We start from the raw sequence: 11,721 nt of genomic DNA, 5'->3' as shown, positions 1-11,721 counted from the left end.
AGCTAAAGGACAACGAGGGATACACGGTTAAAAGGCGATAGGCAAAAGCCTTCTAACAGGTGTGTCCCTTTTTACCTTTTCTAGTTGCGCAAACCTCAACAAAGTGGTACGGTTAAGGCACTTAATACACTTGTTAGAAAAAAGGGGGGAGTCTTATGAATAGCCAGCATTCCAATGGATTTCAGTATTTTTTTGAGTGGGCGGCAAAGTTAGCCTATCTGAATATATTGTGGATTTTGTATTCCTTGGCCGGTTTATTTGTTCTCGGGATAGGGCCAGCAACCGCTAGTTTGTTTACTATTATGAGAGATAAGCTAAAAGGAAATGATGATTACATTATTTGGAGGCGTTTTCATGATGTGTACCGCCAATCTTTTTGGCGGTTGAACCAATTAATGATTCCTATTTATGTAGTAGGGGCTTTTATTTATTTGGATTTTTTATTTGTTCAGGCATTACCGTCTAGTTTTGTTATCGATTACGTCGTATTCCCGGCTTTACTGTTGTTGACTACCTTGTTTATATTAGGGTCAAGTTATGTATTTGCACTATATGTGTATGTTGAATATCCTTATGGCCGCCACATCAAAAATGCTTTCCTGATGGTTGGACTATATCCACTATCATCCATCTTCATTTTTGCAGGGCTCAGTGTGTTCAGTGTCATTTTGTTTATTTTTCCTGCTATTTTCCCTTTTTACGGGATAAGTATTCCGGCACTTATCGTTATAAGCTGTGCCAATCGGGCGTTTGACGCATTCACTGCTGCGAAAAATTTACAATTAGAAAAAGAAGCTATTGACAAACCGAATAACCCTGTCTAAAATAAAAGTGTAAAGCGCTTTCGATAGGAGTATGACATGGCTACGATATACGATATTGCAAAAAAATCAGGTTATTCTATTACAACCGTTTCTAAAGTACTCAATGAATCTGCCAATGTAAGTGAGAAGGCAAAACGCAAAGTATTAGCCGCTGTGGAAGAACTCAAGTATACACCCAATTCTTCCGCCCGGACACTTGCTACCAATAAGTCATGGATGATTGGAGTGGTGTTTGCCGAGCATTTAGGAGTGGGCTTGGCTCATCCTTTTTTCAGTGAAGTAATTGAGAGTTTCAAGAAGCAAATTGAGTTGTACAACTATGACTTATTATTTATTTCTCGGAAAATGGGCTTGAAAGAGGAGACCTATAAACACTTGAGACATCGTGGTGTGGATGGAGTGGTGGTTATCCAATCACTAGGTGATGATGCGTTGGATTTCACGGAATTCAATATGCCGACTGTTTTTATTGATATGCCGGAAAAAGGGGCAAAGGCGGTTTATAGTGATAATCGTCAAGGTAGCAAGCTCGCGGTCGATTATTTATATGAGCTGGGGCACCGCAAAATTGCCCATATTACTGGTACTCAAAGCATGTATACGGCAATCGAGCGTACTGAAGCTTATAAAGCTGCGATGGAGAGTCGCGGACTTGTTGTACCAGATAGTTATATTGTAAATGGCGGCTATTATTCTTATGAAGGCGGACGAGAGGCGATGCTAAAGTTATTGTTATTACGCAATAGACCAACGGCCGTCTATGTTTCAGGAGATGTCATGGCCTTGGGCGCCATCAAAGTGATTAGAGAGGCGGGATTGCGCGTTCCAGAAGATATTTCTGTGATAGGTTTTGATGATATTCCCGTCACCGGCCACATTGATCCACCATTAACGACGATTAGACAAAATACCGAAGTCATTGGCAAACAGTCGGCGATTGTTCTCTTAGACGAGATTAATCACTTAAGTAAAGGCCGGGAAAATCATGTAATCCCCGTCCAATTAGTAAAAAGAGGCACATGTCAGGTAGTGGATGCGAAAAAATAGGTATTGCTTATTTTTTCTATCATAATGTAAAGCGCTTTACTAATTATATTAGATAAAAAAAAGGCTTCTATTCTATTTATTGTATAAAAAAGCGCTTATTTTATGACTAAAATTTAAATTTACAGCTATTTTAAGTAATATTTTCATATTATTAGTCATATTTATTTTATAAAGCGCTTTACTATATGGATTGAAGTTCTGAGGTTCCTTTATCACGATAAAAGATTTCCAGGAGGGAAAGAAAATGAAGAGATTACTGTACTTAGCAGCAGTTGCAATGGTTCTCGTATTATTAGGGGCTTGCTCATCAGGAAGTAATGCAGATTTGGTTGTGACATCCTTTACCGATGAATTACAAGAACCGATTGATCGATTTGAAGAGTTACATGACGTCACGGTAGATTTGCAGATTATACCGACAGAAAACTATACGACCACGTTACGACCAGCACTAGAGAGTGGAAAAGGAGCGCCAGATGTATTTACGGGTGAAATAGTTTACTTGAAAGATTGGATTGAACAAGATTATTGGGCAAACCTCTCTGCCGATCCCTACAATGTTGACGAGTGGGAAGATGATTATATGGAATATGTCTGGGATTTAGGTAAGAACGATGCGGGCGAAGTAAGAGCGGTTTCGTGGCAAACTACACCAGGGGGGATTTACTACCGACGCAGTATTGCTGAAGAGGTGCTTGGAACCGATGATCCAGATGAGGTAGGAGAAATGTTTGCTACAATGGATGGCTTAATGGATGTCGGAGAGCAAATGAAAGAACACAATTATCGTTTATTCCCAGATGAAGGTTCGATTCAGCCGTTTACCAACGGGCAAGATCCACAGCCATGGGTCAATGAAAATAACGAGTTGGTAATGACCGATGCCCGTTTATCCTATTTCGACTATGCAAAAGAGTTGCGCGATAAACAATATACGGCATTAGCACCTGCATGGTCTCCAGCATGGTATGAATCATTTGTCGGACCGATTAGCTATAACGTTGGTTGGGATGAGTTGGAAGATGTAGAAGACGACAGTGATCAGACCGAGGTATTTGCCGTATCCCTGCCAACTTGGGCTTTGAATTCTGTACTAAAGACAGAGGCGGAGGAAACAGCAGGAGATTGGGCGGTTACTAGTGGTCCTACACCATATTTTTCAGGTGGAACGTGGATTGGAATGTATAAAGACTCCGAAAATAAAGATCTGGCGTGGGAGTTTATCCAAATGCTAGTGCATGATGAGGAGTTTTTAACCGAATGGGTAACGGAAACAACAGGTGATGTTTTGTCTTATCTTCCAGTCACGAACAAAATCGGTGAGGACTACTCAGAAGAATATTTAGGCGGACAGAATCATTATAAGTTCTTCCTGGAAGAAGCCCAAAAGATTGATTCCAGCACGATCACGAAGTATGACCAGCAGATAGGCGATCTATTTGGCACCGAAGTTGGTAATTATGTAGAGGGCAATGTTACCAAGGAAGAGGCTTTACAAGAATTCTATAATCAAGTTGAAAATGCCTATCCTGATCTCATTGTTCCAGAGTAAAATGTGGGGGATGCATCCGTTCGTGTGTCCCCTTTCCATAGAAGATTTTAGGAGGGGAGGAAGCAGCATTGTCCAAAACAAACAAAAAAGCTTACCTATTCATTGCGCCGTTTGTCATTGTTTTTTTGGTATTTAACATCTATCCGATTTTTCTTACCTTTTATTATAGCTTAACAAATTACAGCGGAATGGGCGGAATAGCCAATGCAGAATTTATCGGCTTGAGCAATTATCTTCGTTTGATCACCGATACTTATTTTTATGAGGCCTTTCTGAATACGATTAAGATCTGGGGTTTTAACTTTATTGTTCAGATGTTAATTGCGCTTGGACTAGCTTTGTTATTTTCGGATATTCGTTTGAAGTTAAAAGGGGTAGGCGTATTCCGGGCATTATTTTACCTGCCAAATATTATTACGATTGCCTCTGTAGCTATTTTGTTCAATATTTTATTAGATTGGAATCATGGGGCTTTGAACCAGCTATTACTTAGCCTAGGTATGATTGATAGTCCGATTAATTGGCTGAACAGCCCGACCTATGCGCAGTCAGCTGTGGCGTTGATTGGAGCCTGGATGTGGTTTGGAAATTCTTTTATTATTTTATTAGCTGGCATAGGAGGTATATCAAGGGATTATTATGAGGCGGCGCTGATCGATGGTGCAAATTGGTGGAAGTCCTTTACGAATATCACCTTGCCGCAATTAAAACCAATTTTATTGTATGTGTTAATTACCTCAATTATCGGTGGTCTGCAGTTGTTTGATCTGCCGATGTTATTAACGGATACACGCGGAGCACCGCAAGGCTCGTTAAATACGATGGTGCTATATCTCTATAATCAAGCGTTCAAATACAACAACTTCGGATACGGTGCAACTTTGGCATACGGCCTGTTTATTATTACCGTGTTATTCTCGGCCATTACCTTCCGTACCATGTACCGAAAAGAAGTAAGATAGGAGGTAGCGTGCATATGAAAAAAATTCAATTAGCCAAATTGTTTATTTATATTGCGTTGATTGTGCTGGTGATTATCTGTTTTATCCCTTTTTACATGATGATTATTAATGCGACCAGATCCAATTCAGAGATATTACAAGGCTTTTCCTTAATTCCCGGAGCGGCGATTATGGAGAATTACACTACATTAATCAGTTATATGGATGTTTGGCGTGGCTTCTTAAATAGTTCGATCGTTTCCGTTTCTGTCACCATATTGAATGCCTATTTTTCCGCGCTGACGGCATTTGCTCTGGTAGTTTATCATTTTAAATGGAAAAACGTGATCTTTGTCACTTTTATTGTGATGATGATGGTGCCTGGTCAATTAGGATTAATAGGACTCTATGATTTAAGCGAGGCGTTAGGGATGTTGGATACGTACTGGCCGTTAATTATCCCGGCAGTGGCTGCTCCTTTTACCGTGTTTTTCTTTCGGCAGTATTTAATTACGACGATGCCGATGTCTTTACTGGAGGCAGGGCGTATCGATGGGGCTTCTGAAATGCATATGTTTCATCGCATTGTCATTCCGATATTAATGCCAGCCATTGCGACAATGGGAATATTCACCTTTATTGGCTCATGGAATAACTATATTACACCATTGGTCATCTTGCGTACACCAGAACTCTTCACATTGCCGGTAATGATGGGGGCTTTACGAGGTTCGCCGGTTGCTACGAATTTAGGGGCAATGTATTTAGGAATTGCCATTTCTGTCGTACCAATCATGATTGCATTCTTATTTTTATCCAAGTATATCATCAATAGTATTTCTGCTGGAGCAGTGAAGGGTTGACCGAGAGGAGGAAACAGACAGTGAAGAAATTTGATACAGCATTTACGTTTGGTACGGCAACATCCTCTTACCAAATCGAGGGTGGAGCTGACAAAGGCGGGAGAAGTGATTCGATTTGGGATACCTTTGCGACGATTCCTGGTAAGGTGTTTCAAGGAGATGATGGTAAGGTAGCGTGCGACCACTATCATCGCTATAAGGAAGATGTTCAGACGATTAAGCAGCTTGGTGTAGAGAGCTATCGCTTTTCCATTGCTTGGCCACGGATTTTTCCGCAAGAGGGTGTTTATAATGAAGAGGGCATGGCGTTCTATAAGGCATTAATGGAGGAGCTAAGGACAAATGATATCAAACCAGTCGTGACCTTATATCACTGGGATCTACCGCAATGGGCGCAGGATCAAGGGGGCTGGGTTTCTCGTAAATCAATACAATGGTTTGCGGAGTATGCAGGAAAGGTATTTGAAGAGCTCGATGGTTTAGTCGATAGCTGGATTACACAAAATGAACCGTGGTGTGCAGCCTTTCTTGGGTATCACCAAGGGATTCATGCCCCAGGACATCGCAATATGGAAGAGGCCTTAAAGGCGGCCCATCATATCTTATTGTCGCACGGACAAACGGTGAAGCTGTTGAAAGAGACCTTTCAGTCGGATACGCCAATCGGAATAACCTTGAATTTGAGTCCGATTTATGCAGCGAGTAATCGTTTGAATGACCAAATTGCTCGAAATAATGCAGACGGCTATAGCAATCGCTGGTTTTTGGATCCGATTTTCAAAGGCAGCTATCCACTTGATATGATTAACCTGTTTTCGAAGTATGTGCATGACTTTTCTTTTGTTCAGGATGGTGATCTAGAGGTGATTGCTGCATCATGTGATTTCTTTGGTATTAATTATTACAGCAGGGGAATCGTTGAGTTTAACGGCGCAAATGATTTTATGCAGGCACCTGCTTATTCTGACTATGAGAAGACAGGGATGGGCTGGGATATCTCACCAAGGGAGTTTCAAGATCTGATTCGACGTTTACGTGAGGAATATACCGATTTGCCGATTATTATAACAGAAAATGGCGCCTCCTATCCCGATCAATTGACCGAAGATAAACAGGTCCATGATGTGGAAAGAACCGAATATATAGAACAGCATTTACAAGCCATCGCTGAACTAAATGAAGAAGGAATGAACATTTCCGCCTATTTCCTCTGGTCTCTGTTTGATAATTTTGAATGGGCCTTTGGTTACGATAAACGATTCGGCATTGTTTATGTCGACTTTGAGACGCAGGAACGTTATTGGAAGGATAGTGCCCATTACTATCGGGGCGTGGTCAGGGAGCGACAAGTATAATAGTGCACGATCAGCCATCACTATTGCCTCCATGGATGGAGCAAGGTGGTGGCTTTTTTTGATGCTGGTTTGATAGAAGCAGGTCGATCAAAAAAAGAACGCCGGTATTCTTGAAAAAGGGGATCTTGCGGACTGAAGAGAGGAAATCTCGTTCTACAGTCCATAAGAATGAATCTCGTGAACTGAATAGAGGAAGCCGAGTTCCTGAGTCCATAAGAATCAATCTAACGGATCAAAATAGAACAAAACTTTCATTTTCGCATGCTTATCTCAAACCTAGATAATTACATGACTGAAATATTTACAGAAAAACGATCTCAACTCCATGTCACCCCATTTTCTATCTTGGAGCTTATCCCTAACAACAAATAATTACTTATTTAGATAGAGTAATATTCAATGATTTTACTCTAATAAACAAAAAAATTATGTAATTTAATAAATAAACCTTTATAATGTATAGGTTAAAACAATTTTTAAATTACTTTGACAGACAGAGTAATAAGTGCTAATATTACTCTATCAGATAGAATTAATAAAAAGCGAGGTCGGGTCATGATGATTAGAAGTGATATTATTCGTGGTCATCTGGAGTCGATTATCTTGCGATTGATTTATGAAAAGGATCAATATGGTTACGAAATATCGAAACAAATTAGCCTGCGCACCGATAATCGATTTCAGATCAAAGAAGCAACCTTATATGCCGTTTTTCAGCGCCTAGAAAAAAAAGATTTAATTGAATCCTATTATGGCAATGTTACACATGGAAGAAAACGGAAGTATTATCGTATCACCACGTTAGGAAAGGCATATTTAAAAGAAACGGCCGAAGAATGGAAAGAAACCAAGGAAATTATTGATTTGTTTATGGAGGGATTACATTGATAAAGATAAAAGATCATGTAGAGGAATTGTTCAAAAATGTGCCAGATAGCGAAGAGAAAAATACACTTAAACAAGAAATTTTTCAAAACCTGGAGGAGAAAGTCTACGATCTAATGGAACAAGGCAAGGAAGAAGAAGATGCTATCAATAAGGCGATTGTCGAATTTGGAAACATCGAGGAATTAACCAGTGAATTGGGTATTAGTAAGCCGAAAAATAAAGACAAGAAAAAGGCCAAAGCAAAAAATAATTTAAGTTTTTCGATATGGGGAAGCTTGTTAATCATTGGATTGATGATTTTTATTAATTTTTATCATTCACCGTCTACGATTTGGTTTGTATATCCGACGTTTGCTGTTTTATGGTGGCCGTTAGCACTGTTTTATCAATGGCTAAAATGGAAATAGGAGGTGATGAATATGAAACAGCATCATGTGGTTTTCGCAGCAATTGGAAGTGTAATGACCATACTATTTCTTATCTTGGTCAACTATTTAACCAGTCCTAGTTATATTTGGTTTATCTATCCCGCTTTTCCGCTTTTACTATGGCTTGTCAGTGTATATTTATTAAGCAAAGGTCGCTATAAAATCTTCGTGCTTGTGGCTAGTTTGTTAACACTTTTGTACTTATCAGCTATTAATTATATCCACACCCCGGAACATCCGTGGATTTTATATGCTCTATGGCCGATTATGTTGTTAGTAGTTCTCACGTTTTTAGGTAAGTACAGCTGGAAATTATCGATGGCATGGATTGGGACAGTGCTCACTATTGTGTATTACAGTGGCTTGAATTATTATCTGTCACCAGGTTACCCGTGGGCGATCTATCCAACCTATGTCGTATTGTGGTGGCCAATGCTTGTTTATTGTATAAAAGCAAAGAAATATTTTGGCTTGTCTGTCCTTGCTACCTTAGTAACTGCCATCTTTTTTGTGATGGTTAGAGTGGTCTCCTCGCCACATGTCATCTGGGATATTTATCCAATATTCGCCATGATCTGGTGGCCATTGAGTATGTATTTTTATGGATCTGGCAGGAGAAAGCATAGTACGATAAAATAGGGAGTAAGACGCTAATGTGCTTCGATTATACGCCGTTTTAATCTCAACAGGGGATGGGGATAATTTCCGTCCCCTTTTTATAGCCTGTTCATTTACAAAGAGAACGAAAATGATAGTTTAACGTCTGCATCATGCTTTCATGTGAAAATTGTTCTGGATTTAATAAGTGGTGCATAGCCATTCCATCCACGATGGCATGGAGTCTGTTTACTTCCATATCCAGATCAAGTTCATCTTTAGCCATGTCTAATAACTGCAATGCCATAACCACATTTTTTAAACCATCGTGCATATCAAGATAGACCTTATTGCTCAGCTCCCGAAGCGTTTGATCGACAAGCACTTTGGCAGAAAAAGCTAACCATACCTCCATTTCTATTTTTCGCTCGTCATCGATGGGGAGCACTTCACAGACCCCTTCTGTCACAAATTCTAGTGGCTCCTGATTTTCTTTCATTTTCCTTGTCATGGCTCGTTGCATGACCCGATCGGATACAAGCTCCATTGAAAAGTGCAGCAATTCGGACTGTGAGGCAAAATAGTGCCTTACCGCACCAACTGAGAATCCAGCAACTTGAGCGATTTTCCTAACGCTTGCTTGTTCTATTCCCTCTTCCACAATCACTTTCCATTTATATAGCAGTAAGTATTGTTTTTGGACATCAAATGATTCAATAGGCAGATGGGCATTTTCGTTATCGATTCGGAGATGGCGAGAAGTCAGTCAAAATCAAATACGGAAAAGCACGTGCAAGAAAAGAACGGAAAAAGTGGTATCGTCATTTACTGTCCTGGTTCATTGGCGGAGGAATATTAGGAAGTATGATACGTTATATGAACCATTATTCACAGACCGAGGCATTAGTGCAGATATTATTTCTTTGGTCTTTCATTCTGGTAATCGATTTTGTGGTAAGCTTTAGTTATACCCTTTTTCCGAAAAAAGCGTGAGGAGTGAGCCAAATGCAATCAGGGAAGCGGACGTTTACTGTGGTAAAAGCAGATCAAGTAGATATGGATGTACGCATGCAGATGTCAATTATTTTTGCGGAAGGATTTTCACAATGGTTGGGCTATTTTTCCAAGGATCAACATAAAATCGCACAAGCTTTTGCCCATATGTTTATTTTAGAGCAATTTTATCTAGTGATAGCAAATGACAAAGTTGCTGGTATGACAGCATGCACGGATGGAAAAACATTATCCGTCAGATTAAACAAAAAAGAGTTGCGAAAACACTTAGGATTTTTCAAAGGAAGCATGGCGGGACTCTTTTTGAAAAAAGAATTTGAAACCCTTGATGAGAGCTTTCCCGATAACACCGGTTCCATTGAATTTGTTGGCACAGCTTCCGAATTCAGAGGGCAAGGGGCAGCTTCTCAAATGATTCAGTATATCTTGGAGAACACATCCTATCATGATTATGTCATTGAAGAAGTGGCTGATACCAATGTTCCTGCGATGAAATTATATAAGAAGTTAGGCTTTGAAGAATATAAAAGAAAGCCTTTTTCGGACAAGATGGCGAAGAAGAATGGTATTAACAACCTGTTGTCTTTAAGATATATGAAAAAATAAGGGGACGGGGAATCCGTGTGAACGGGGGATATTTCAAAATGGTTACGTCATAGCTGTATCATTGGCGAAAAAAGTTGCACTAATCTATCCCTTTGTCTATCATTAGCGAAAGGGATATTTTTTATTTTACAAAGAACAGTTGGCTATCAGGTTCGCCATATAAGTCACTGTCAAATGGGAGGCCCAATAATGAACGATAAATTCCTATTTTTTTGTATCTATTTTGTATCTGTTGCGATTATAAGTCTAACGATTCTCTACTTTGCTGGATATCTTTCTGTTGTGACTGGATTTGTAGATCTTCTCTTAACGGCTATTGCAGGATTAGGTATTATCAAATTATTGGAATTAGAAGCAGAGGCCAAAAAGAGAAATCATTAAAAAGCAAGTTTATTCGTTGATTATTTTTGTCTGCACGAAAAGAATATGTTTAAAATTTGAAGATACATCTATATTCAAACGATCATTTCTTATCTTAGTTCTTACTTTATGAAAGAGTCTTGGATAAAATAGATTACAGTAACTATTTTTGGCAAGATGATAAAATTAGATTGTGAGCCATAGAACGTGAAGATGGGGAAACGGATTATATTAGTAAATTTGATACTTCTTTACGTAGACTGTTGGAGTGCTCTACTGAATTACCACCTACAATGACAAATTCCAAAGATTCTGCAGTGGGAAATGCTAATTCTTCTCAGATAAATGGAAGAATCATGTTTATTATTGAAAATTTAAAAGGAATAAGTGTCGGGGGGTATCAATTTAAATAGTATTGATGAAAGAAATGGTACCTTCAGTATTGGAATTGTGATTAATAAGTACTATCAATATGGGTTATGGTACAAGAGCAATGAGAATTCTCTTGAAGTATGCATTTCTGGAACGTAGACTTAATAAATTCAATGACTATGTTCTCATAGGAAATGAAGCTTCTGCTAAGATGATGAAAAAATTTGGTTGTGTGCAAGAAAGAATACGAAGACAAGTAGTTTATATAAATGGTAAATATATGGATTGCATATTGTTTGGATTAACGAAAGATGAATTCATTGAAAATTGAATTCCCATAAGTCAAGTATGGGTTTTGAGGGAATGAAGGGATTACATCAATTTAAATGGAGGGATTTTATTGAAAAAAAGAGTCATTAGACCATTGGTTATTTGTTTATTTAGTAACAATGATTCTATTTTAGTAGCTGAAGGTTACGACACCGTAATGAAAGAATACTATTATCGCCCAATCGGCGGTGGGATTGAATATGGAGAATTAAGTTCTGAAGCATTAAAAAGAGAGGTTCAAGAAGAGATAAAAGCAAGCATAACTAATATGGAATATTTGGGTGCGATTGAGAACATTTTCACTTACAACGGTGAGATAGGGCATGAAATAGTAATGGTATACGATGCAATATTTAATGACTCTTCATTATATATAACCAGTTGCTTTAATGGTGAAGAAGATGACGGAACTACATTTAAGTTATTATGGAAGCCTATAAGTGAATTTCAAAGTGGTAATCTACAGTTAGTTCCAGAAAAATTATTAGAAATTATTCGAGAGAGAAGATAGAGAAAATAACTAGCTAAACAGTGATTTGATTTA

The 11,721-nt window shown here is 38.8% G+C and carries 16 protein-coding genes; 15 read left to right on the top strand and 1 reads right to left on the bottom strand.

The genetic code is table 11. From position 1 onward, the window contains the following. Window positions 1–155 precede the first annotated feature (155 nt). The 9 genes from E0E32_RS19215 (at window position 156) to E0E32_RS19175 (ending at window position 8,537) form a co-directional block, all read left to right on the top strand. Entirely contained in the window at window positions 156–824 is a 669-nt protein-coding gene (locus E0E32_RS19215) for a YesL family protein (protein WP_130860538.1), read from the top strand. 36 nt (window positions 825–860) lie between these two features. Next, the gene (locus E0E32_RS19210; RefSeq protein ID WP_130860537.1) at window positions 861–1,871 is read left to right on the top strand and encodes a LacI family DNA-binding transcriptional regulator; all 1,011 of its coding nucleotides are present in this window, start codon (window positions 861–863) and stop codon (window positions 1,869–1,871) included. Window positions 1,872–2,115: 244 nt separating this feature from the next. Beyond that, entirely contained in the window at window positions 2,116–3,423 is a 1,308-nt protein-coding gene (locus E0E32_RS19205; protein WP_066190426.1) for an ABC transporter substrate-binding protein, read from the top strand. A gap of 68 nt (window positions 3,424–3,491) precedes the next feature. Continuing rightward, window positions 3,492–4,385, top strand: coding sequence for a carbohydrate ABC transporter permease (locus E0E32_RS19200; RefSeq protein ID WP_066190428.1), 894 nt, complete (start codon window positions 3,492–3,494; stop codon window positions 4,383–4,385). Between the two features lie 14 nt (window positions 4,386–4,399). Further along, window positions 4,400–5,227 carry a carbohydrate ABC transporter permease gene (locus E0E32_RS19195; RefSeq protein ID WP_066190432.1) on the top strand — a complete coding sequence of 276 codons (828 nt, stop codon included), beginning with the start codon at window positions 4,400–4,402 and terminating at the stop codon, window positions 5,225–5,227. A 20-nt stretch (window positions 5,228–5,247) separates the two neighbouring features. Continuing rightward, complete coding sequence (locus tag E0E32_RS19190) at window positions 5,248–6,582, top strand: GH1 family beta-glucosidase (RefSeq protein ID WP_066190435.1); 1,335 nt, start codon at window positions 5,248–5,250, stop codon at window positions 6,580–6,582. A gap of 558 nt (window positions 6,583–7,140) precedes the next feature. Beyond that, a complete protein-coding gene (locus E0E32_RS19185; RefSeq protein WP_066191294.1) occupies window positions 7,141–7,470 on the top strand; it encodes a PadR family transcriptional regulator in 330 nt (109 codons plus the stop codon). Further along, window positions 7,467–7,877 (top strand): permease prefix domain 1-containing protein, encoded by a 411-nt coding sequence (locus E0E32_RS19180; protein WP_066190438.1) that lies wholly within the window; start codon window positions 7,467–7,469, stop codon window positions 7,875–7,877. Before E0E32_RS19185 ends, E0E32_RS19180 begins: the two co-directional genes overlap by 4 nt. A 12-nt stretch (window positions 7,878–7,889) precedes the next feature. After that, window positions 7,890–8,537: a hypothetical protein gene (locus E0E32_RS19175; protein ID WP_130860536.1), complete on the top strand. Its 648-nt coding sequence runs from the start codon at window positions 7,890–7,892 to the stop codon at window positions 8,535–8,537. Window positions 8,538–8,625: 88 nt separating this feature from the next. Here E0E32_RS19175 and E0E32_RS19170 read toward each other — a convergent pair whose 3' ends face one another. Beyond that, window positions 8,626–9,162, bottom strand: coding sequence for a TetR/AcrR family transcriptional regulator (locus E0E32_RS19170; RefSeq protein ID WP_165445088.1), 537 nt, complete (start codon window positions 9,160–9,162; stop codon window positions 8,626–8,628). A gap of 57 nt (window positions 9,163–9,219) precedes the next feature. On the opposite strand from E0E32_RS19170, the gene E0E32_RS22725 reads away from it, so the two are divergent. The 6 genes from E0E32_RS22725 to E0E32_RS19145 all read left to right on the top strand — a co-directional run bounded on the left by E0E32_RS22725 (window position 9,220) and on the right by E0E32_RS19145 (window position 11,688). Continuing rightward, on the top strand, window positions 9,220–9,354 hold the full coding sequence (locus tag E0E32_RS22725) for a hypothetical protein (protein WP_286172002.1): 135 nt from the start codon (window positions 9,220–9,222) through the stop codon (window positions 9,352–9,354). After that, the gene (locus E0E32_RS22850) at window positions 9,324–9,488 is read left to right on the top strand and encodes a hypothetical protein (protein WP_350308638.1); all 165 of its coding nucleotides are present in this window, start codon (window positions 9,324–9,326) and stop codon (window positions 9,486–9,488) included. The genes E0E32_RS22725 and E0E32_RS22850 overlap by 31 nt, the downstream gene beginning before the upstream one ends. Window positions 9,489–9,500: 12 nt before the next feature. Next, a complete protein-coding gene (locus tag E0E32_RS19160) occupies window positions 9,501–10,115 on the top strand; it encodes a GNAT family N-acetyltransferase (protein WP_130860534.1) in 615 nt (204 codons plus the stop codon). Between the two features lie 189 nt (window positions 10,116–10,304). Next, the gene (locus tag E0E32_RS19155; protein ID WP_130860533.1) at window positions 10,305–10,496 is read left to right on the top strand and encodes a hypothetical protein; all 192 of its coding nucleotides are present in this window, start codon (window positions 10,305–10,307) and stop codon (window positions 10,494–10,496) included. 451 nt (window positions 10,497–10,947) lie between these two features. Then, on the top strand, window positions 10,948–11,178 hold the full coding sequence (locus tag E0E32_RS22720) for a GNAT family N-acetyltransferase (protein ID WP_350308636.1): 231 nt from the start codon (window positions 10,948–10,950) through the stop codon (window positions 11,176–11,178). Window positions 11,179–11,247: 69 nt separating this feature from the next. Next, complete coding sequence (locus E0E32_RS19145; protein ID WP_066190451.1) at window positions 11,248–11,688, top strand: NUDIX hydrolase; 441 nt, start codon at window positions 11,248–11,250, stop codon at window positions 11,686–11,688. Window positions 11,689–11,721 lie beyond the last annotated feature (33 nt).

Origin of the sequence: Gracilibacillus phocaeensis, from assembly GCF_900626275.1 — a bacterium.
GTDB classification, from domain to species: Bacteria; Bacillota; Bacilli; order Bacillales; family Amphibacillaceae; genus Gracilibacillus; species Gracilibacillus timonensis.
The sequence above is the reverse complement of the archived record's forward strand: the minus strand, read 5'-3'. Positions and strand labels throughout refer to the sequence as shown.